Here is a 21,274-nt window from a genome sequence, read left to right on the forward strand (position 1 = left end):
ATCCCCCCAAAAAGCTAATCCATAAATATAATTGAAAAGACAAATCTATAGGTGTAGAAAAAGAATATACGATAAAATTATTTTAAAAATCCCTTGTTTTCTCTCGATCAAAGAGGAAGACATGTATTTTAATTTCTTTGATCGAGAAAAAATTATTGGACAATCATTATAACAAATATTCTAAATTTTCGAGCAGTTCTATTTATATTGAATTATTTTATACTTCCTAAAACTTCTTTTACCAAAGCATTTAAATCAATATGACCATAACCTAGGCGAACAATTACCATATCGTGGGAAGGTATAATAAATACACGTTGGCCTTGAAAACCATCAGCATAATAAATGTTTTTAGGGCAGTCAGGTAATGCTCCAGAGGCATTTAACCAAAATTGAGCACCATATTTATTATTGGAAGTAGGAGTAGGAGTAGCCACATAACGAGACCAACTAGGATCAAACAACTGTTGGCCATTCCAATTCCCTTTATGTAGATATAATAAACCAAATTTAGCCCAATCACGAGCAGTAGCCCAAGCATAAGAAGATCCTATATAATGACCTGTTAAGTCAGTTTCAATGATCATTGAATGCATTCCAATTTTGTCAATTAAAGCACTATACCAAAAATCTAAATACTCTTGATGTGTCTTAAATTGGTTGCGAATAATTCCAGAAAGTAAGTTGGTAGTACCTGAAGAGTAATTCCAAGAGGCATTGGGTTTACCTACCAAAGGCTTTTTTATTTGGGATTTTGTCATGTCACTTTCTTGAAATAGCATTCTGGTGGCATCTGATATCTTATCATAATTTTCATCCCATTCTAAACCCGAGTTCATTTGCAATAAATTATGAATGGTAATGTTTTTGCGCGCATCATTTTTCCATTCAGTAATAGGAGCAGGTTGATTAATATCTAATTTACCTTGTTTTTGAAGAATTCCAAATAAGGTTCCCGTAATACTCTTAGTCATAGACCAACCCAGTAATCGTGAATTTTTTGTGAAATTTGGAGCGTATTTTTCAGCAATAATTTGATCCTTATATACCACAAGTACCGCGCGAGTACATCTTTTCCCTTTTTTATTAGGTTCAAATGCTTGAGAAACAGCTTTGTTTAATTGATCGTAATCAATGTTTGCAAAAAAGGGTTTCAAAGGTTCTCCATTACCATAAGGGAAAGGAATGTTCTTATTAACCGTAAAAATTCTTTTAGGAACTAAATAAGGTTGGTTTGGATCGTAATCATCATTTACTAATACAGCTCCTAGACCTTCTCTATATATAGCTTTTCGTTTTTTAAATCCATAGACTGATGCCTCTGCAAATTTACCTTGATCATTAATTTCATTTTTAGCGAAATCAATCAGATTAATATCATTGTCGGTTTTTTCAATAATAGATAAAGAACGATTCTCTAGAAAATAACCCGAAGCTACACTCTTTGCCGAAAAGCCAGAAATTAAATCCAGTTTAGGGTAATTTTGAAATAGTAAAGTCCCTATGATACCTATAAGAACTAAAGTAATAATACCTAGTATTTTTTTCATCTGTATATAATAGTTTAAATTAAGGAAGATAGAATACCCTTTTATCTCTTTTCAGTGGGCTTGCCACTTCTATTAACGGGTATTTCATAAAAATGTTTATTTATTGCAAGATAAAGTTTTTTAGGATTATATAAAAATAGATCGATTCTTCTTTATATTTGGAAAAATAGATTTTTATGACTAAAATTTTTGATTTGCTTTTTACGAAAAATTTTATCAAACAAGAACAGTATCAGGCAATAAAAGAATATTACAAGCTAGGTATTTTTTCTGTTAGAAATGAGTTGTTATTTTTGGTTTATCTATCCATTTTATTTTTTACAAGTGGAATAGGAATTATTATATATAAGAATATTAATACTATAGGGCATACTATTTTGCTTCTATTGCTAGCCATTGTTACACTAGTATGTTTCTGTTTTAGTTATAGAAAAGCTAAAGGATTTTCAAAAGAAAAAATTTCCTTTGAAAATCCGCTATATGATTATCTAGTCCTTTTTACAACCATTCTGATATGTACCTTAATAGGGTATGCTCAATATCATTTTCATATAAAGAATACAGATTATAGTTTAACCTCCTTAATATCTGGATTTATAGCTTTAGGAATGGCTTATTACTTTGATAATAAAAACGCGCTTGTAATAAGTATTACTGCTTTAGGAAGTTTTATAGGATTAACTTTAAAGATTCAAACGTTATTTGAAAACGATTTTTTAAATGATAGCCTTTTACTTAGTTCTGGATTAATATTTGGAGGTCTTTTACTTATTTGGGAATATTATTCAGAAAAAAACAACTTAAAGGTTCATTTTAGTACTGTCTTCCTAACTTTTGCATTGCATTTACTTTTTTTAATTGGTTTAATAGGGTTTGCACAAAAAAACTTTTGGTTTTTATATTCATTTATTTTAGTGTTTGTGGCTTGTTTTTTTTACAAGAAAAGTCTGCAATATGCAACAATTTCTTGGTATATATTTACCTTGTTTTATGGTTATATAGGCTTTGATATATTATTTTTTAGAATAATATATTATTTTGATTTAGATCAAATTACGACTTTTTTAACCCTTTTTACGCCATTTTATGTACTGGGATCAATACTGTTTTTTATCAAACAAATTCGTAATTTTAAAAAGAAAGCTTATGCTAGCAAGTAATTTCAATACGATCCAAAATCATTTTCTTTTAGAAGAAACACGAAAATTAGTCCAATTAGAAATTATCAATCAAAATCAGTTTGAAGAACTCGAAAAAAAAACTATTACAACTAAAACCAATTCTAATATTTTACTTAGAATAGGATTTTTTATACTAGGAAACTTTTTACTATCTTCTATTTTTGGTTTGTTTTGTTTGGCTTTTTCGTTTATAGAAAACACAAGAATGCTTGGTGCGTGTGCTTTTATTGCAGGAATTATAACAATTGTCATTTCTGAATTTTTACGCAACCAAAAATATTTTTCCTACGGATTAGATGATTCGTTTATAGTATCTATAACATTATTCTTTGGAATTGCTACAAGTATATTTAGCGAAAATATAAACTGTATCTTTATAACTATTATTCTAACGACCGCTTTTACAACTATACGTTATGTGCATACCCCATCTATTCTTATTTTTTTAGTAAGTTTAGTAAGTTACGTAGGATATTGGGCAATTATACAAAAAAATATTTCTTCCTTTATACTGGCTCTATTGTTTTTTATTGCAGCAGTAGGGATTTACTGCATACAATTAAAAATATCACAATACATAAACTATTATATCTATAAAAATGTGTTTTTTACAGCAAAAATAGTTAGTATACTGTTAGCTTACCTATCACTTAACTATTTTTCAGTTAGAGAATTATCCAAAATTTTATTAGAAGACGATTTTTCTAAGCTCCAAGAGATCCCTTTAGCTTCCTTGTTTTACATTACTACTTTTGTTATCCCAATTTTTTATATCTTTTATGGATTAAAAGAAAAAGAGAGAACATTTTTATGGATAGGACTATTAACTCTTGGATTAAGCTTTGCAACTATTAGATATTATCATGATTATTTACCCATGGAATATGCTCTATTATTGGCAGGAGGAATATTGTTTGCAATAGTCTATTTTTTCATTCAAAAAATTAAAAACAATACGATTGGGATAACTTTTAAAGAGGATAAAAGTATAAATCCAAAGGCTTTTGACTTAATAAAAGTAATTTTAGTGAATGCCCAAGTGAATACAACAGTTGATACGATTCAAAAAGACCCTGTTGAATTTGGAGGAGGAGGATTTAGTGGAAGTGGGAGCGGTGAAACTTTTTGAAAACTTTAATAAAATATCCTAACTAATTAACTAATTTTGCTTTTAGAATTTTTCTGAATAATATGTTTGATATCCAAAAAGTTAGAGAAGATTTTCCTATTTTAAATCAAAAAGTAAACGGAAAACCCTTAATATATTTCGATAATGGAGCGACTGCTCAAAAACCAGAGGTAGTTATAGAAGCTATTTCGAAGTACTATAACGAAATCAATGCTAATATTCATCGTGGAGTGCACACTTTGAGTCAGTTAGCAACAGATGCTTATGAAGAATCTCGTAATAAGATCCAATTGCATATTAATGCAAAACATAATTACGAGGTCATATTTACATCAGGAACCACCCAAGGAATTAATTTGGTAGCCAGTAGTTTTACAACATTATTAAATTCAGAGCATGAAATAATGGTTTCTGCATTAGAACATCATAGTAATATAGTGCCTTGGCAAATGTTATGTGAACGTACAGGGGCTCAATTAGTGGTAATACCAATGAATGAAAAAGGAGAGTTGATCTTGTCTGAATTTGACAGGCTCCTTTCTAATAAAACAAAAATAGTTGCAGTTAATCATATTTCAAACGCTTTAGGAACGATAAATCCTATTGAATATATCATTGAAAAAGCACACCAAGTAGGAGCTGCTGTTTTAATAGATGGAGCACAAGCGACTCCTCATTTGAAACCAGATGTTCAAGCACTAGACTGCGATTTTTATGTGTTTTCTGGCCACAAAATTTGTGGACCAACCGGCGTTGGAATCTTATACGGAAAAGAAGAATGGTTAAACCAATTACCTCCTTATATGGGAGGCGGTGAAATGATTAAAGAAGTAACTTTTGAAAAAACTACTTACGCTGAATTACCCCACAAGTTTGAGGCAGGAACACCCAATATAGCCGATGGAATTGTTTTGGGTACAGCCATTGATTATTTAAACCAAATAGGTTTTGAAAACATTCAAAAACAAGAAAAAGAACTTTTAGAATACGCTACTGAAAAACTTTTAAAAATAGAAGGATTAAAGATATTTGGAACCTCAGTAAACAAAACTTCTGTAATTTCTTTCAATATTCAAGGAATCCATCCATACGACATTGGCACAATTATAGATAAGTTAGGTATAGCCGTTCGCACAGGTCATCATTGCACACAACCGATCATGAATTTTTTTCAAATTCCAGGTACTGTAAGAGCAAGTTTCTCTTTTTATAATACAAAAGAAGAGATAGATATCTTTGTAGAAGCTGTAAAAAAAGCAAAAATAATGTTATCTTAAAAACTTTATACAGATGAAAAAAAATGCACTCACCTTATTTTCAATCTTAGTTTTACTAGTTTCTTGTAAAAGTAAAAATACAGCTCTAACCACATCTGAAACAATTGCTATAACAGATGAAAAAAACAAAGAACTCAATATAACGTCAGAATCCACCGAAAGTGTAATAAAAAAGAATCAACAAGAAGAAATGCTTGTAGAATACACAGCTAATACAAGAGGGTATAGTTTAAGAATCAAACTGACCCAAAAATCTTTAAGTTATACAGAAAATCGCGATGCAGATGACTTTAAAGAGGTCAAATTAACGGCGAAACAAATAGATGAGTTGCAAACCTTATTCGATCAAATTAATTTAAAAGAATTAGAAAAAATAAAAGCGCCTACCGAATTGCGTTACCACGATGGAGCACCCCATGCTGATTTAAAAATAACAAAAAAGGGAGAAGAATATCAATCAACAGGATTTGATCATGGACATCCACCTGTAGAAATTGAAAAATTTGTATCCAAATTAGTTTCTTACATAAACAAAGAATAATTAACAGAAATAAATTCTATTAAGAATGACCATAGAAGAAATTCAAAATGAAATTGTAGATGAGTTTTCAATGTTTGACGATTGGATGCAACGTTATGAATACATAATTGAGCTAGGAAAATCATTGCCTCTAATCGAAGAACAATACAAAACAGAGGAGAATATAATCAAAGGATGCCAATCTAAAGTTTGGGTTCATGCGGAAGAAAAAGAAGGGAATATCGTTTTTACAGCAGATAGCGATGCTATTTTAACCAAAGGAATTATTGGAATATTAATTAGAACATTTTCAAATCAACCAGCACAAGCCATCCTAGATGCTAAAACAGATTTTATAGACGAAATAGGTTTAAAAGAACATTTGTCGCCTACACGAGCAAATGGTTTAGTATCTATGATTAAACAAATAAAAATGTACGCTTTAGCATTTTTAAGTAAAAAATAATTTTAAAGCCACAGCTAGGCTAGGTAGTGCCAATACAAAGTATTTAACTGAAACTCGAAAAAATGAGAGTCAAAACGAAATAAAAATGGAAGAATTTAACGATAACATTAATTTAGGGGAAGAAGTCGTAAAAGTGTTAAAACGAATTTACGATCCTGAAATTCCCGTAGATATTTACGAATTAGGCTTAATTTATGATGTTTTTGTAAATGAAGATATGGATGTAAAGATTCTTATGACATTAACATCTCCAAACTGCCCCGTAGCAGAAACACTTCCTAATGAAGTAAAAGAAAAAATTGAAAAATTAGAAGCCGTTAAGTCTTGTGAAGTAGAAATTACTTTTGACCCACCTTGGAGTAAAGATTTAATGAGTGAAGAAGCAAAGTTAGAATTAGGAATGCTTTAATTAAAAATTTAGTTTTCAGTTGTAGTAGACAGTTTTACGATGACTGAAAACTAAACACAGCAACTAAATATGGAAGAAATTGTAAATAAAGTAACTAATAGCTCCTTAGAAGTGTTTGATCTTGAGGATTTTTATCCCGATGGAGTAAGAACAGGGATTGATTTAAGTCAATGGCTTATAGAAGGGTTTTTGTTAAAAGAAAAAGATTTTAGAGAAACTTTAAAAAATCACGATTGGTCTCAATATAAAGATCATTACTGCGCTATTTATTGTAGTTCGGATGCTATTTTACCTACTTGGGCCCCCATATTAGTTGCTTCTTACTTAGATAAATACGCTAAAAAAATTATCCTTGGTGATATAAATAAAATTGATGTTAATTTATATATAGAAGAAATTCTACGAATGGATTTCAGTAAATACCTTGATAAACCAGTAATTTTGAAGGGTTGCTCAAGAAAGCCTGTTCCGAAAGAAGCATACATTATGGCCATTACACAATTACAAAAAGTAGCAAAAAGTGTAATGTTTGGTGAAGCTTGTTCAGCGGTTCCGATTTTTAAGAGAACTAAATAAAAATTTACATTATGAAAAAATCACTTTTATGTTTGGCTTTTTTAATCTGTCAAACTTTGCTTAATGCACAAACAACTGAGGGAGAATTAATAAAAAGAACTTCTGAAACTGAAAAAAAAGCGCAAGACACTACCAATGTGGGTTGGAAAAGAGGAGGTAATTTTAATTTTTTATTTAACCAATCAGCATTTAATGATAAATGGCGTGGTGGTGGAACCTCAAACGTTGCGGGTAATATAAATATTAATTATGACTTTAATTACAAAGCAAAAGACTTAATTTGGGACAATAAAGTCATAGCCGCTTATGGACTAACAAAACAAAAAGATGCCGATGTCCGTAAGTCAGACGACCGATTACTTTATAATTCCGTACTAGGAAAAAGAGCCAAAGGATATTGGTTCTATTCTGTTTTCTTAGAGTTTAAAACACAAATGGATTCTGGTTTTGATACAAATGGAACTAAAATATCACATTTCTTCTCTCCAGCCTATTTACAGTTAGGTCCTGGTATGATGTGGAAAAAACATGAAAATTTTAAATTAAATATAGCTCCTGCAACTACTCGTTTAGTAATAGTTCATTCACATTTTACCGAAAAAGGAAGCTCTTTTGGAGTTGAACAAGGTAAGTCTACCCGCTTTGAGTTTGGTGCCGGATTACAAGGATATTATAAGTTTAAACTAATGGATAATGTTACTTGGGAAAATATCTTAAATCTATATTCTAATTATTTAGATAAACCACGAAATGTAGATATAGACTATCAAGCAAATTTAGTAATGAAAGTTAATAAATATATCTCTACCAATTTAGCATTTCAGGCTATTTATGACGATAATGCAGTTGGAGCTTTTCAAATCAGAGAAGTATTTGGTTTAGGGTTTAATTATGGTTTTTAATTAAAAGAGTATTCTAGCGTCTAAACACACACACAATACACCTCCAGCTTATAATTCAAGGAGCCACCCAAAAAGAATACAATTTGTCGCTTCAACCAGAAGGAAAAATTACATGCTACAGAAATCGTACTTCAACAACTAGGAGAAGGGATAACTAAATGTAAAATAATTACTTTTCGAATGGCTTCTTGAATTATTTTAAAAGAAATATTCAATAAACAAATTCTATTTACTAAGTAGTTGCTTTTAAAGAAGCTACAATTCTTTGAATCATCTCTAATCTATTTGTTTTTTAATAAACACGCAATTTTTTATTTTCGTTTTCTATTACTATCGTTACGATAATTTTTAAAAAACCATATTATTCCGTACCAGACGTTGTTGTGAAGAAAACCCAAGGGAAGTAGATGGGTCTTGTTAGCTCACTTAATTGAGTTTAACCCAGATTATGCGTTAAACTTTTTCATGAGGATAAAAAAGGCAAAAAAGATACAGAAAATTTTCCCCAGATGTAGTTTTACTACATTGAATTTGAAAAACAATCATCTTTTTAAATTCAAAGGCATTTTTTCTGTAATAAATTTCTTCTAATGCGTAATCTAGGTTTAATGCAGAATTTAGATTTAGAACAGTTGCTGTGCTACATTTTAAAGACATTCTACAAAACACTGTATAAATTTTTCTTAATTTCTTAATCCTATTGAAAACTATAAAGAATAAGAGTAAAAGAAACTAAAAAGAGCTCTTTTCCTTATTTTTGTAGAAAATTTAGAATCGTATACAATGAAAATTTTTGTTACAGGTATAGGAACAGATGTAGGTAAAACAATTGCATCAGCCATTATTACAGAGGCTTTAGAAGCAGATTATTGGAAACCTATTCAAGCAGGAGATTTAGAAAACTCAGATAGCCATAAAATAAAAACAAGAGTAAAAAATACCAAACTAACCATTCATCCTAATGCTTACGCATTAAATACCCCCGCGAGTCCACATCTTGCGGCAACAATCGACAATCTTACGATAGATTTAAAAAAAGTTGTAGAGCCTATAACTAATAATCATTTAGTAATTGAAGGAGCTGGAGGAATTTTAGTTCCCTTAAACGAAACAGACTGTGTCATAGATCTTATCCAACCCGATTATAAAGTAGTAGTCGTTTCTAGACACTATCTAGGAAGTATTAATCATACCCTGCTGACTTTAGAATTGCTTAGAAATAGAAAGATAAAAGTTGCAGGAATTATTTTTTCAGGCGATGAAAATACTTCAACAGAAAGTATCATTCTTAATAAATCAGGGATAAAAAGTATAGGACGTATAGATAACGAACCTTATTTTGACGAAAACGTGATCTCGTATTATGCTGATAAATTTAGAGAAAACCTGTTGGAACTTTAAAACCTTTGAAAAAATTAATAAATACTCAATTCCCTTTAGTTAAAAAAACAGTTTTATGACCTTATCTGAAAAAGACCAATTATACAATTGGCATCCTTATACACAACATCAAACAACGGGTATCCTACCTGCTATCGTTAGAGGGAAAGGAGCTTTATTATGGGATGAAAAAAACAAAGAATATGTAGATGCTATTGCCTCATGGTGGGTAAATCCTTTTGGCCATTCAAATGAATTTATTGCACAAGCTATTTATAATCAGTTAACTACTTTAGAACACGTTTTATTTGGCGGTTTTACACATAATAGAGCAGTAGAACTAGCAGAAAAATTAGTTGAAATATTACCATCTAACCAAAAAAAATTCTTTTATTCAGATAATGGATCAACAGCTGTTGAGGTAGCTATAAAAGCTTCATTTCAATACTTTTTTAATAAAGGAATAAAAAAAGATACAATCATAGCTTTTGAAGAGGCTTTTCATGGAGATACCTTTGGAGCCATGGCAGTAAGTGGAATTGGTTTGTTTACAGAAGCTTTTCAAGATTCATTAATCAACGTTATCCGAATTCCTGTTCCAATAAAAGGAAAAGAAGAAACATCAAAAGAAGCGCTTCAAAAAGCCTTAAAAGAAAATCAAGTAGCCGCATTTATTTTTGAGCCTTTAGTTTTAGGGGCAGCAGGTATGGTAATGTATGAGCCAACTGTTTTAGATGAGTTGATTGCTATTTGTAAATTTCATTCGGTTTTTACCATAGCCGATGAAGTAATGACTGGATTTGGTAAAACGGGACGACTTTTTGCTTGTAACTATCTAAAACAAAATCCAGACATGATGTGCTTATCCAAAGCCTTAACAGGAGGCACGATTCCTATGGCCATTACTTCTTTTACCGATTTTGTTTTTAATGGTTTTAAAAACGAATCGGTTAATCATGCTTTTTTTCACGGACATACTTTTACAGCTAATCCAACAGGTTGTGCGGCAGCTTTAGCTAGTATTGAATTACTACAGAAAGACGAAACACAAAAAAATATTGATAGAATTCATCATCAACATTTAAGTTTTCAAACAAAAATTAATTCGCATCCAAAGGTTAAAACTTCTCGAGTAATAGGAGTGATTTTTGCTTTAGAAATTGGAACAAATGAAGAAATTTCATATTACGGAGGTATTCGTAATAAGTTATATAACTTTTTTATAGACAAAGGAATTATACTCCGTCCTGTCGGAAATGTCGTTTATATTTTGCCTCCTTATATCATAACAGATCAACAGTTAAAAAAAATATACGACACAATTGAAGAAGCACTATCAACCCTTTAGTTACTCTAATAGACGTTTGTTTGATCTGTGGTATTCTCTTTAGTAGATAGAATCTGATAAAAATAAATAAAAAGAAAGTTTTTAGGAAGAACATTGATAATTTTTAAACCCAGATTACGCATTAGAAATTTATTACAGATAAAAACGACTTTGAATCTAAAAAAAACTCAATTTTTAGTTCTCAATGTAAAACTATAGCTGCGATAAAAAATCCGTATATTTTACCTTCTTTGCCCTTTTCTTCTTTATCTACAAAGGGTATAACGCATATTTGGGTTAAAATAGGCTTTAAATATATTTTTAAGAAAGAAAAACGAAAGGTATTCGTTAAAAAAGTTATAAACTTATCATAAAAAGGATTATAAATGAATTTAGTTTTAAAAAAAGTTGTAAATTTAGCATAAGACATAGAGTTAAAGCGAATTTTACTTTCTGTAAAAGGCTTTAAATAAAAACAAAAAAGACTTTTATTGTTTGTTCTTTACAAAAAGAATAAATAGAATTATAGCTGACTTGCAATTTCAGAAAATTTAAAATTAGAAAAACAATCACACAGGAATTTGTTTTTAAATCAAAATTATAATAGGTTAAATAACATAAATATAGTTTTGAACAATCGACGTAAAACTTAGAAAAGAATGAAACGGTTAAAAAACAGATTTATAAATTACTACTAATAAAAAGCAGAATATAAGTAGATAATTAAAACACAAAAAGTGTATTTTGTCTCCTCTAATTTGTCTTTTGTCGATTATTTTTAAAGATAAATATTAATGCTTTTTTAAAAAAGATTTACCTTTGTTTTTAATGTTGAATAGTATGACTAAACTTAAACATCAAATTCATCTTGGGGATTTTGATCAAGTAGATTATGATCTACTTGCTATTCATACTACTTTAGAAGATTATCGATTGGCATATAAGATCAATCAAAATTTAGGGATTTTACTTTCTAAAAATAATAATGAAATTCCAGTTGAAATCAATAAACAACTAGCTACTTTTTCAAGATTCACATACGAAGACGATGAAGCAATGATGACGTGGGATTTAATACAAAATAAACAAGAAATAGAATTTCCTTCTTCAAATATCGGAAATTCATTGTTTCAAGAAAATAGTATTACAACTCAAGTAAATTTGGTAACCGATTTAAAGAAAGTGGACTTTGTATTAAAAATAGAACATGATGAACAAATAGAGTTAAGAGAAATAATTTATAAGTTGAATAAAATTGATTTGATTTCTACAGTTTATGAAGTAAACCCAAATGAAATTAAATCTAAAAATAATTTGATATTTTAAGAATGCGTACACAAAAAAAAACAAAGATAGTAGCAACTCTAGGCCCAGCCTGTAGTTCTAAAGAAATGATTAAAAAGATGATGGATGCTGGTGCTGATGTATTTCGTATCAATTTTTCCCATGCGGACTATGCAGATGTTGCAGAGCGTATTCGTATTATTCGAGAATTAAACGAAGAGTATGGCTATACAACCGCCATATTAGCTGATTTACAAGGGCCTAAATTACGTGTAGGAGTAATGAAGGAAGATGTAGTAGTAAATGAAGGAGATTTAGTTACTTTTCAAACCGTAGAAGATGTACCAGGAACTCCTGATAATATATATATGACCTATAAATCATTTCCTAAAGATGTGAACCCAGGAGAACGTATTTTATTAGATGATGGAAAACTGATTTTTGAAGCGGTGTCAAGCAATGTTGAGACGAGCAGGGTTGTTTGTAAGGTCATTCAAGGAGGACCATTAAAATCTAAAAAAGGAGTTAATTTACCCAATACTAAAGTATCATTGCCCGCTCTTACCGAAAAAGATATTCGCGATGCTTTATTTGCAATTGAAAGTAAAGTAGATTGGATTGCATTATCTTTTGTACGAACGCCAGAAGATCTTAAAGATCTTAAGGAATTAATAGAACAACATTCGGATCATAAGATTCCTGTTATTGCCAAGATAGAAAAACCAGAAGCAATTGAAAACCTAGATAAGTTAGTGGCTCATTGTGATGGTTTTATGGTAGCTCGTGGGGATTTAGGGGTAGAAATGCCAGCACATGAAGTTCCATTAATTCAAAAAAAATTAATTAACCGCGCCAAATTGGCTCGCATTCCTGTCATTGTAGCAACTCAAATGATGGAAACCATGATTACCAGTCTTACACCCACTCGTGCTGAGGTAAATGATGTTGCTAATTCAGTAATGGATGGGGCAGATGCAGTGATGCTATCAGGTGAAACCTCAGTAGGGAATTATCCAATACAAGTAATTGAAAAAATGACACAAATTATTGAGGCTGTCGAAGATTCACCACTAATTCATGTGCCTCAAAAACAACCGCAAGTAAAAACCAATCGCTTTGTAACAAAACATATTTGTTATCACGCGGCTATTTTGGCTGGTGACATAGGGGCTAAAGCTATTACGACACTAACGAATAGTGGTTATACAGCCTTTCAGGTTTCTGCATGGAGACCTAATGCCCATGTTTTAGTGTTTACATCCAATCCTCGTATCTTAACACAGTTAAACTTATTGTGGGGAGTTCGTGCTTTTATGTATGATAAATTTGTAAGTACAGATGATACAATAGATGATATTAATAAAATAGCTGTAGAAAAAGGATTTGTAAGCCCAGGAGATATTTTGGTAAACTTAGCAGCCATGCCTGTTGTAGCAAAAGGAATGGTAAATACATTGAGAATTTCTGAAATAGAATAGGAATAAAAAATATTAAAATTCAAACCGTAGTTGAACCACTACGGTTTTTTTTATTTCTGTATTTAAATTAGAGAGAGAAATACCTAATAAACGAACAGAATCTTTCATACGATCTTGATAAAGAAGTTCTTTAGCTACCTCTAACAATACATTTCTATCGGCAACAAAATAAGGAAGCGTTTTACTTCTTGTTTGCTGGCTAAAATCAGAATATTTTATTTTAAGTGTTACGGTTTTACCCGATAATTTATGTTTTTGGAGTCTTTTAGCTAATTCATCAGCAATACGTTCTAATTTTTCCTCCATAAAAATTTCAGAGGTTAAATTGGTATAAAAAGTGTGTTCTGCTGCAACAGATTTAGAGGCTCGATTGGGTTTTACAGGACTGTTAGAAATTCCTCTAACCAGATGATAATAATGAGTACCACTTTTTCCAAAATGTTCCTCTAGATATTCTATTGTTTTAGATTTTAGATCTTGACCCGTATAAATTCCTAATTGATACATCTTTTCGGTAGTTACCTTTCCAATACCATAAAATTTTTTAATATCTAAACTTTCCAAAAAAAGAGTTACATCATCGGGGTGAATCGTTTTTTGACCATTTGGTTTGTTGTAATCAGATGCTATTTTAGCTACAAATTTATTGATAGAAATCCCTGCTGAAGCGGTCAAACCAACTTCATCTACTATACGTTGTCTGATTTCAGAAGCTATAAGAGTTGCGCTAGGATTGTTTTTTTTGTTTTGAGTTACATCTAAATAAGCCTCATCTAAAGATAGAGGTTCTACTAGATCAGTATACTCATAAAATATTTTTCTAATTTTCAGAGAAATCTCTCTATATCGCTCAAAACGAGGTTTTACAAAAATTAACTCAGGACATAAGCGTTTAGCTTGTATGCCAGTCATAGCACTTCGTACGCCAAATTTTCTAGCTTCATAACTAGCAGCGGATACAACGCCTCTAATTTCACTGCCTCCCACAGCTATAGGGAGGCCTATTAGTTCAGGATGATCCATTTGTTCAACAGACGCATAAAAGGCATCCATGTCTATATGAATTATTTTGCGAATAGGGCTTTCCATATTGCAAAATTACTAATGTTTTATCAAAAGTTAATCGATTTAAAAAACTTAGAGTATCTTCGTTAGGGTATTTAAAAAAATCTTATGATTGAGATAGAACGTAAATTTTTAGTTACAAATAATCAATTTTTGGAAGAAAGCAAGTCTAATAATAGAATTGTACAAGGTTATTTGAGTTCAGTTCCTGAGCGGACAGTTAGGGTACGAATAAAAGACGAAAAAGGATATATTACCATAAAAGGAGCTAGTAATGCCACTGGAACTTCTAGACTAGAATGGGAAAAAGAAATTTCTTTGAACGAAGCTGAACTGCTTTTGCCTCTTTGTGAAAAGGGAATTGTTGAAAAAATACGTTATGAAGTTCCTTTTGGAAAACACCTCTTTGAAGTAGATGTTTTTTTAGGTTTAAATCAAGGCCTTTTTTTAGCAGAAATAGAGCTGCAGACAGAAAATGAGTTTTTTGATAGGCCCTCATGGCTAGGTTTAGAAGTTACCTCAGATATGCGTTTTTACAATGCCTATTTAAGCAGACACCCTTATAACGAATGGGATATAAAAGTTTAATTTTTTTCTTTTCTTAGAGCTATTTCAATTTTTACAGGCATTTCTCCTCCTCCTTTTCCTTTAGCTAAATGATGAAAGGCTTTGTGAGATAGGTCTATTTCACGATTGCGAATATGAGGACCACGGTCATTTATCTTTACGATTATTTTGCGACCATTTTTTAAATTAGTTACCCTAACTCTTGTTCCAAATGGTAGTTTGCGGTGGGCAGCAGTTAATTTGTGATTGTAAAAACGCTCGCCACTAGCGGTTCTCCTCCCGTTAAAACGATTGGCATAATAAGAGGCGTGTCCTTTGCTTTTGTAAAGCTTGTAATTGTAAAGCCCTTCCTCTACGGATAAACTGTCTAAAATAGGGGATAAAGAATCTTTTTTGATCGTGTCAGGAATGATTTTAATAGGTTCAAAACTGTTTGAATCAAATTTTTTAAATGAAAATTTTGATGTTAAAAGTATAGCTAGTAGTGTAGAAACACCCATTAAAATACGGTTGATCATAATTTTTTCTTTTAATCATTTTGTGTAATAGTATAAAAAAATAAGCCCATTAAAAGGGCTTACTGTTTTTTTATGATAACCAAGATGACCATGGTATACGAGATAGAATTAGGATAAGTCCAATACTGTATAAAATAGCTATTTTTTTGAATTTATCATGACTTGTTTCCATTTTTTTATGTTTTGACCATCCAATGGTTACACATGCTATAGCAATTAGATTTATTAAAGGATGCTCCATAGAAGTAAGTCTTAAAGCAGCTTCTTTCATATTAAAACCTGATAACCCCATTGGAGAAACAAAGTATAAAATAATTCCTACTAAAAATTGAATATGGGTACCAATTAAACCAAATAAAGCAATTTTTCTGTCTTTAGCTGTAAATTCTCTATTAGAGGAATTACCTAAAAAACTATTAATAATAGCAAAAACTAATAAAGCTAAGGCTACATAAGCCCATCCTGAGTGAAATTTTTGTATGAAATTGTGCATTTTAAATGTTTTGGTTTAAACAAATATAAATAAAAAATGATAAATAGAAAAATATAGTGAGTGTTTGTGTTTTGTGTGAAAAGAACTACAATCTTATTTAGATTGTAGTTCATCATTCAATTTTCTTTCTAATTCTGCTTGAAATTCTTCCATTACTGGTTTTACAGTACTTTCTGGTAAGTCAGCAATTCGGATGTACATTAGTCCATCAATAGCATTGTTGAACAAAGGATCTACATTAAAGGCAACTACTCGAGCATTTTGTTTGATGTATTTTTTGATTAGAACAGGTAAACGTAAATTACCAGGTTCTACTTCGTCTATGATTTTATCAAATTTATTCAAATCAGATTCTGCTTCGTTAAATACAAAATCCTTATCAGCATCTTTTAATTTTACCTTGTATTCTTTTTTAGGATGAATATATTGAGCAATATAAGGATCGTAAAAATTAGATTTCATGAATTCAATCATTAATGATTTTGAAAATTCTGAAAACTGATTACTAATACTTACTCCACCTATTAAGAACTTATGTTCAGGATGTCTTAGTGTAGTGTGTACAATACCTTTCCATAATAAGAATAAAGGCATTGGTTTTTGCTGATATTCACTACATATAAAGGCACGACCCATTTCGATGGATTTGCTCATCATATCGTACAGTTCGGGTTCAAAACGGAAAAGGTTTTGTAAATAGAAACCGTTTATTCCGTATTTAGCAAAAATCCTAGATCCTAATCCCATACGGTAAGCACCTGCAATTTGTTTGGTATCATCATCCCATAAAAACATGTGGTGGTAGTAGTTGTCAAACTCGTCTAAGTCAATGGATTCGTTAGTGCCTTCACCAACGGCTCTAAAGGTAATTTCTCGTAAACGACCTATTTCATGTAAGATATTAGGGATTTCACTAGCTTCTGTTAAGAATACTTCATAATTTTTACTTTGGAGCAATCGAGCCTCTTTTTTTCTAAGTTTGGCTACTTCTTCAATCATTTTTTCTTGATTAGCTCCTGTTACAATTGCTTTTGCGGGTTTTGAAGTAGGTTTTAGAATAGGTGCTTCAAAAAGCTTTTTTTCTTCGGCAAAAGCATTCGCTAACATATATGTTTTTTTGCGTAAAAAATCCGTATAGTCTTCTAAAGTTGTATATTCATTTTGTTCTGCTACTGAAATTGGTTTTCCTATACGAACTTTTATTACACGATCTTTTTGAGTAAGTAGTTCGGAAGGAAGTTTTGCAGTTCGTAAAGTGCTACTTAGTTTCGATAAGAAATAAAATAATTTACTGTTTTTAGCATGAAAATAAATAGGTACCACAGGAACTTGTGCTTTTCTAATAACTTTAATAGCTCCTTCTTCCCATTCTTTGTCTACTATGAGTTTTCCATCTTTGTAAGTAGAAACTTCACCAGCAGGAAACATACCCAAAGGTTTTCCATCGCTTAAATGACGAAAAGTTTCTTTTAAACCAATTACACTTGATTTAGCATCCTTATGGTTTTCAAAAGGATTCACAGGCATGATATACGGTTTTAATGGCTCTATACGATGTAATAAGAAATTAGCGATGATTTTAAAATTAGGCTCGCGTTCAAGCATTAATTTTAGAAGTAATATACCATCTATACCGCCTAATGGGTGGTTAGAAATGGTGATATAAGAGCCTCCTTTAGGTAGTCTTTTTAGATCCTCTTCAGGAATCTCAAACTTAATTTGGAATTCATCCAAAATTGCATTCAAGAACTCAACATCCGATAGATGTTTATTCCTGTCATAAATTTTATTTAATGTTGATATCTGAAGTGCTTTCATTAACAACCAACCCGAAAAGGTCCCAATAGGACCATAATTATCAGTTTTAATTGCTTTGGCAACTTCTTTGGCAGTGACTAAACCCATTTATATTTACGATTAATGCAAGTTGCAAATATAGCAAAAGTCATATAATATGTAATGGTTTAACAATGAATCATTTATTTTTTTATTAAATATCCTCTGATTTGTTTGATATTCAAATGTTTGTTAATTGTTTAAAAAAAAAGGCGAGACTCCTAAAATATTCTATACTTTTGAAAAAATCAATTATACTATAGCTAATTACATTAATAGTATTTATAATCAGTCGTTTAGGTTTAATTTATTAATTCGTTTTGATGAAAGTTATATCATACAACGTAAATGGTATTCGTGCCGCCATTACAAAAGGTTTTTTAGAGTGGCTACAAGCAGCAAATCCTGATGTTATTTGTTTGCAAGAAATAAAAGCTACTCAAGATCAAATACCCGTGATGGACATTGAATTAGCAGGTTATCCGTATCAATATTATTTTCCTGCAGAAAAAAAAGGATATAGCGGAGTGGCTATTCTTTCTAAAATAGAACCTAAAAAAGTTGTGTACGGAACGGGTATCGAACACATGGATAAGGAAGGACGAAATCTAAGATTGGATTTTGATGATTGTTCTGTTATGAGCCTATATTTACCTTCGGGCACTAATATAGATAGATTAGAACACAAGTTTATGTATATGGATGATTTTTATAACTATATAAATCAGCTAAAAAAAGAAGTACCCAATCTTATAATTTGTGGTGATTATAATATTTGTCATGAAGCCATTGACATACATGATCCGATAAGAAATGCAAAAGTTTCTGGTTTTTTACCTGAAGAACGAGCATGGTTGGATAAATTTATAAAATCAGGATTTATAGATAGTTTCCGTTTTTTTAATACGGATCCGCATCATTACAGCTGGTGGAGTTATCGTGCCAATGCACGTGCTAATAATAAAGGCTGGCGAATTGATTATTGCTTGGTGCATGAACCCTTGCAAAATAAAATGAAAAGAGCCTATATTTTGCCAGAAGCGAAACATTCTGATCATTGCCCCGTGTGTGTAGAATTTTAATAACCCCAAATGTTTTAAATTATGATAAAAAGAACTTCTATAGGATTACTTTTGTTAGCCTTAAGTACTTCCTCTTGTGTTTCCAAGAAAATATATACTGATTTAGAAAATAAGTTTGCTGAACTAAAAAAAGAACGCAATGCTTTAGCCGATGAAAATGAGTTACTTAAATCTGGTAAAAGTCAGGCCAATCTAGATTTAGCAAAAGTAAAGTCTGAACTGGAAAAAATAAAAGCAGAACGTGATAAGTTAGCAGCTGATTATAGTGCTACTTCCAATAATTTGGCTACGCTACAAAATTCGTATAATGCTTTAGAAAAAAATAGCGATGATGCTTTGAAAGCAAATATGGACAAAAACCGAGAATTATTAGCACAATTAGAAGCAAAAGAAAAAGCCCTTGCTGCTGAAAAAGCCCGTTTGGATAAATTAAGTAAAGAATTTAAGGATCGTTCAGATCGTGTAACAGAACTTGAAAATTTAGTAGCAGCTAAAGAAGCTTCTATGAAAAAATTAAGAGAAACATTAGCTAAATCTTTAAAAGCTTTTGAAGGTAAAGGACTCGTGATTCATCAAAAAGACGGAAAAGTCTATGTTTCTATGGAAAATAAATTATTATTTGAATCAGGAAGCTGGACAGTAGGAACAGACGGTAAAAAAGCAGTTGATTTAGTCTCAAAAGTTTTAGCTGATAATCCAGATATTTCAATCTTAATAGAAGGACATACTGATAATGATAAAATAACAGGAACATTAGGAGGAGGAGTTGAAAACAACTGGGATTTATCTACCAAACGCGCTACAGCTATCGTAAATTTATTATCGGCTAATCCAAAGATTAAAAAAGAAAACTTAACAGCTGCTGGACGTAGTGAATACAGTCCATTAGTGTCAAATGAATCGACAGAGGGTAAAGCTAAAAATCGTCGTATTGAAATCATCTTGACTCCTAAGTTAGATGAGTTGACAAAAGCATTAGACGAGTTGTAACTAAAACTTTGAATAAAGGTTATTTTTATTAAAAAGATAACCTTTTAAATTTTATAACACACCTTTTAGGTTAAATAAATTAAAAATTTCATAGATGAAATATATCAAATTGCCTCACACTGAATTAGAAGTGAGTGATATTTGTTTAGGAACAATGACTTTTGGGAATCAAAATTCAGAATCAGAGGCACATATTCAAATGGATTATGCTTTTGAAAGAGGAATTAATTTTTTTGATACTGCCGAAATGTACCCAATAGGAGGAAATGCACAGCTATTTGGCAATACAGAACGTTATATTGGAAGTTGGTTCAAAAAAAAAGGGAAGCGTGATCAAGTTATTTTAGCAACTAAGATTGCAGGGCCTAACAGAGGGTTAGATTATATTCGTCAACCATTAGATTTTTCAAAAAAAAGTTTGCATGAAGCAGTTGATTTAAGCTTAAAAAATTTGCAAACAGATTATATAGACCTTTACCAAATGCACTGGCCAGAAAGAGTTATGAATATGTTTGGTAAAAGAGGTATGACCGAAATTGATGACCAATGGAAAGACTCTATTTTTGAGATATTAACCATTTTTGATGGTTTGATAAAAGAGGGAAAAATTAGAAGCATAGGTGTTTCTAATGAAAACCCTTGGGGAGTTATGCGTTATCTTATAGAAGCAGAAAAACATAATTTGCCTAGAATAGCCAGTATACAAAATCCTTATTCCTTATTAAATAGGCTTTTTGAAGTAGGACTTTCAGAAATTTGTATGCGTGAAAATTTAGCTTTACTAGCTTATTCACCATTAGCCTTTGGATTCCTTACAGGTAAATATTTAGATGGGACTCCTGCCGATTCAAGGATGGGAAAATTTCCTAACTTTATTCGTTATACTAACGAAAACTGTTATAAGGTAACCCCTAAATACCAAGAATTGGCCCATAGCTTAGGACTTACTTTAACAGAGTTATCTATAGCCTTTGTACATCATCAACCTTTTGTAACTTCTACCATAATAGGAGCAACTTCATTAGATCAATTAGAAGAGAATATCAATGCTTTTGAGGTTCGACTTACTGATGAGGTAATAAAAGAGGTTAATAAAATACAAGAATTACATCCTAATCCAGCACCATAAAAAGGGTGTATAAATCATTAAGGCTATCCCAAAAAAGTATTTAAAGTATCAATTAAAAAAGATTTATTCTATTTTTTTGACTCAATAAAAGCGTTATAGTATTTGGGATAGCCTT

The 21,274-nt window shown here is 31.0% G+C and carries 21 protein-coding genes; 16 read left to right on the forward strand and 5 right to left on the reverse strand.

Annotated features, from left to right (window positions below; all coding sequences use genetic code 11):
• Positions 1-212 precede the first annotated feature (212 nt).
• Positions 213-1,550: a serine hydrolase domain-containing protein gene (locus HUE53_RS08750; RefSeq protein WP_065213814.1), complete on the reverse strand. Its 1,338-nt coding sequence runs from the start codon at positions 1,548-1,550 to the stop codon at positions 213-215.
• Positions 1,551-1,726: 176 nt separating this feature from the next.
• Here HUE53_RS08750 and HUE53_RS08755 point away from each other — a divergent pair, with 176 nt between their 5' ends.
• The 12 genes from HUE53_RS08755 (at position 1,727) to pyk (ending at position 13,479) form a co-directional block, all read left to right on the forward strand.
• A complete protein-coding gene (locus HUE53_RS08755; RefSeq protein ID WP_014166701.1) occupies positions 1,727-2,710 on the forward strand; it encodes a DUF2157 domain-containing protein in 984 nt (327 codons plus the stop codon).
• A complete protein-coding gene (locus tag HUE53_RS08760) occupies positions 2,697-3,860 on the forward strand; it encodes a hypothetical protein (protein WP_192188423.1) in 1,164 nt (387 codons plus the stop codon). Before HUE53_RS08755 ends, HUE53_RS08760 begins: the two co-directional genes overlap by 14 nt.
• A gap of 62 nt (positions 3,861-3,922) precedes the next feature.
• On the forward strand, positions 3,923-5,137 hold the full coding sequence (locus tag HUE53_RS08765) for an aminotransferase class V-fold PLP-dependent enzyme (protein ID WP_065213811.1): 1,215 nt from the start codon (positions 3,923-3,925) through the stop codon (positions 5,135-5,137).
• Positions 5,138-5,150: 13 nt separating this feature from the next.
• Positions 5,151-5,678, forward strand: a complete 528-nt coding sequence (locus HUE53_RS08770) for a hypothetical protein (RefSeq protein WP_014166704.1) — start codon at positions 5,151-5,153, stop codon at positions 5,676-5,678.
• A gap of 25 nt (positions 5,679-5,703) precedes the next feature.
• Entirely contained in the window at positions 5,704-6,123 is a 420-nt protein-coding gene (locus tag HUE53_RS08775; RefSeq protein ID WP_014166705.1) for a SufE family protein, read from the forward strand.
• An 85-nt stretch (positions 6,124-6,208) separates the two neighbouring features.
• Positions 6,209-6,532, forward strand: coding sequence for an SUF system Fe-S cluster assembly protein (locus HUE53_RS08780; RefSeq protein WP_014166706.1), 324 nt, complete (start codon positions 6,209-6,211; stop codon positions 6,530-6,532).
• Positions 6,533-6,601: 69 nt separating this feature from the next.
• A complete protein-coding gene (locus tag HUE53_RS08785; RefSeq protein WP_014166707.1) occupies positions 6,602-7,108 on the forward strand; it encodes a DUF2480 family protein in 507 nt (168 codons plus the stop codon).
• An 11-nt stretch (positions 7,109-7,119) separates the two neighbouring features.
• Positions 7,120-8,010, forward strand: coding sequence for a DUF3078 domain-containing protein (locus HUE53_RS08790; RefSeq protein ID WP_065213809.1), 891 nt, complete (start codon positions 7,120-7,122; stop codon positions 8,008-8,010).
• Between the two features lie 783 nt (positions 8,011-8,793).
• Entirely contained in the window at positions 8,794-9,411 is a 618-nt protein-coding gene (bioD, locus tag HUE53_RS08795) for a dethiobiotin synthase (RefSeq protein WP_014166710.1), read from the forward strand.
• Positions 9,412-9,466: 55 nt separating this feature from the next.
• Positions 9,467-10,738: an adenosylmethionine--8-amino-7-oxononanoate transaminase gene (bioA, locus tag HUE53_RS08800; protein ID WP_014166711.1), complete on the forward strand. Its 1,272-nt coding sequence runs from the start codon at positions 9,467-9,469 to the stop codon at positions 10,736-10,738.
• 819 nt (positions 10,739-11,557) lie between these two features.
• A complete protein-coding gene (locus HUE53_RS08805) occupies positions 11,558-12,043 on the forward strand; it encodes an IPExxxVDY family protein (protein ID WP_014166713.1) in 486 nt (161 codons plus the stop codon).
• A gap of 2 nt (positions 12,044-12,045) precedes the next feature.
• On the forward strand, positions 12,046-13,479 hold the full coding sequence (gene pyk, locus HUE53_RS08810; RefSeq protein ID WP_065213808.1) for a pyruvate kinase: 1,434 nt from the start codon (positions 12,046-12,048) through the stop codon (positions 13,477-13,479).
• Between the two features lie 12 nt (positions 13,480-13,491).
• Here pyk and dinB read toward each other — a convergent pair whose 3' ends face one another.
• Entirely contained in the window at positions 13,492-14,568 is a 1,077-nt protein-coding gene (gene dinB, locus HUE53_RS08815; RefSeq protein ID WP_014166715.1) for a DNA polymerase IV, read from the reverse strand.
• Positions 14,569-14,652: 84 nt separating this feature from the next.
• Here dinB and HUE53_RS08820 point away from each other — a divergent pair, with 84 nt between their 5' ends.
• Positions 14,653-15,132, forward strand: a complete 480-nt coding sequence (locus tag HUE53_RS08820; RefSeq protein ID WP_014166716.1) for a CYTH domain-containing protein — start codon at positions 14,653-14,655, stop codon at positions 15,130-15,132.
• Here the strand turns inward: HUE53_RS08820 and HUE53_RS08825 are convergent.
• From HUE53_RS08825 to HUE53_RS08835, 3 genes are all read right to left on the reverse strand, one after another.
• Entirely contained in the window at positions 15,129-15,629 is a 501-nt protein-coding gene (locus tag HUE53_RS08825; RefSeq protein WP_014166717.1) for a septal ring lytic transglycosylase RlpA family protein, read from the reverse strand. The genes HUE53_RS08820 and HUE53_RS08825 overlap by 4 nt on opposite strands.
• 70 nt (positions 15,630-15,699) lie before the next feature.
• Positions 15,700-16,122: a hypothetical protein gene (locus tag HUE53_RS08830; RefSeq protein WP_014166718.1), complete on the reverse strand. Its 423-nt coding sequence runs from the start codon at positions 16,120-16,122 to the stop codon at positions 15,700-15,702.
• Between the two features lie 93 nt (positions 16,123-16,215).
• On the reverse strand, positions 16,216-18,027 hold the full coding sequence (locus HUE53_RS08835) for a GNAT family N-acyltransferase (RefSeq protein WP_065213807.1): 1,812 nt from the start codon (positions 18,025-18,027) through the stop codon (positions 16,216-16,218).
• Between the two features lie 254 nt (positions 18,028-18,281).
• Between HUE53_RS08835 and HUE53_RS08840 the strand changes: the two genes are divergently transcribed.
• From HUE53_RS08840 to HUE53_RS08850, 3 genes are all read left to right on the forward strand, one after another.
• Positions 18,282-19,040: an exodeoxyribonuclease III gene (locus HUE53_RS08840; protein ID WP_065213806.1), complete on the forward strand. Its 759-nt coding sequence runs from the start codon at positions 18,282-18,284 to the stop codon at positions 19,038-19,040.
• 21 nt (positions 19,041-19,061) lie between these two features.
• Entirely contained in the window at positions 19,062-20,030 is a 969-nt protein-coding gene (locus tag HUE53_RS08845) for an OmpA family protein (protein WP_014166721.1), read from the forward strand.
• A gap of 94 nt (positions 20,031-20,124) precedes the next feature.
• Positions 20,125-21,159, forward strand: a complete 1,035-nt coding sequence (locus HUE53_RS08850; RefSeq protein WP_014166722.1) for an aldo/keto reductase — start codon at positions 20,125-20,127, stop codon at positions 21,157-21,159.
• The last annotated feature ends 115 nt before the right edge of the window (positions 21,160-21,274 follow it).

This window comes from Flavobacterium columnare, from assembly GCF_014844295.1.
Taxonomy (GTDB): domain Bacteria; phylum Bacteroidota; class Bacteroidia; order Flavobacteriales; family Flavobacteriaceae; genus Flavobacterium; species Flavobacterium columnare.

Bases quoted from the DNA above. Each gene is read 5' to 3' on its own strand.
- HUE53_RS08825 (WP_014166717.1), bottom strand. From the start codon at position 15,629: ATGATCAACCGTATTTTAATGGGTGTTTCTACACTACTAGCTATACTT.
- bioD (WP_014166710.1), top strand. From the start codon at position 8,794: ATGAAAATTTTTGTTACAGGTATAGGAACAGATGTAGGTAAAACAATT.
- HUE53_RS08790 (WP_065213809.1), top strand. From the start codon at position 7,120: ATGAAAAAATCACTTTTATGTTTGGCTTTTTTAATCTGTCAAACTTTG.
- bioA (WP_014166711.1), top strand. From the start codon at position 9,467: ATGACCTTATCTGAAAAAGACCAATTATACAATTGGCATCCTTATACA.
- HUE53_RS08830 (WP_014166718.1), bottom strand. From the start codon at position 16,122: ATGCACAATTTCATACAAAAATTTCACTCAGGATGGGCTTATGTAGCC.
- HUE53_RS08845 (WP_014166721.1), top strand. From the start codon at position 19,062: ATGATAAAAAGAACTTCTATAGGATTACTTTTGTTAGCCTTAAGTACT.
- HUE53_RS08820 (WP_014166716.1), top strand. From the start codon at position 14,653: ATGATTGAGATAGAACGTAAATTTTTAGTTACAAATAATCAATTTTTG.
- pyk (WP_065213808.1), top strand. From the start codon at position 12,046: ATGCGTACACAAAAAAAAACAAAGATAGTAGCAACTCTAGGCCCAGCC.
- HUE53_RS08835 (WP_065213807.1), bottom strand. From the start codon at position 18,027: ATGGGTTTAGTCACTGCCAAAGAAGTTGCCAAAGCAATTAAAACTGAT.
- dinB (WP_014166715.1), bottom strand. From the start codon at position 14,568: ATGGAAAGCCCTATTCGCAAAATAATTCATATAGACATGGATGCCTTT.
- HUE53_RS08765 (WP_065213811.1), top strand. From the start codon at position 3,923: ATGTTTGATATCCAAAAAGTTAGAGAAGATTTTCCTATTTTAAATCAA.
- HUE53_RS08775 (WP_014166705.1), top strand. From the start codon at position 5,704: ATGACCATAGAAGAAATTCAAAATGAAATTGTAGATGAGTTTTCAATG.
- HUE53_RS08785 (WP_014166707.1), top strand. From the start codon at position 6,602: ATGGAAGAAATTGTAAATAAAGTAACTAATAGCTCCTTAGAAGTGTTT.
- HUE53_RS08850 (WP_014166722.1), top strand. From the start codon at position 20,125: ATGAAATATATCAAATTGCCTCACACTGAATTAGAAGTGAGTGATATT.
- HUE53_RS08780 (WP_014166706.1), top strand. From the start codon at position 6,209: ATGGAAGAATTTAACGATAACATTAATTTAGGGGAAGAAGTCGTAAAA.
- HUE53_RS08750 (WP_065213814.1), bottom strand. From the start codon at position 1,550: ATGAAAAAAATACTAGGTATTATTACTTTAGTTCTTATAGGTATCATA.
- HUE53_RS08805 (WP_014166713.1), top strand. From the start codon at position 11,558: ATGACTAAACTTAAACATCAAATTCATCTTGGGGATTTTGATCAAGTA.
- HUE53_RS08770 (WP_014166704.1), top strand. From the start codon at position 5,151: ATGAAAAAAAATGCACTCACCTTATTTTCAATCTTAGTTTTACTAGTT.
- HUE53_RS08755 (WP_014166701.1), top strand. From the start codon at position 1,727: ATGACTAAAATTTTTGATTTGCTTTTTACGAAAAATTTTATCAAACAA.
- HUE53_RS08840 (WP_065213806.1), top strand. From the start codon at position 18,282: ATGAAAGTTATATCATACAACGTAAATGGTATTCGTGCCGCCATTACA.
- HUE53_RS08760 (WP_192188423.1), top strand. From the start codon at position 2,697: ATGCTAGCAAGTAATTTCAATACGATCCAAAATCATTTTCTTTTAGAA.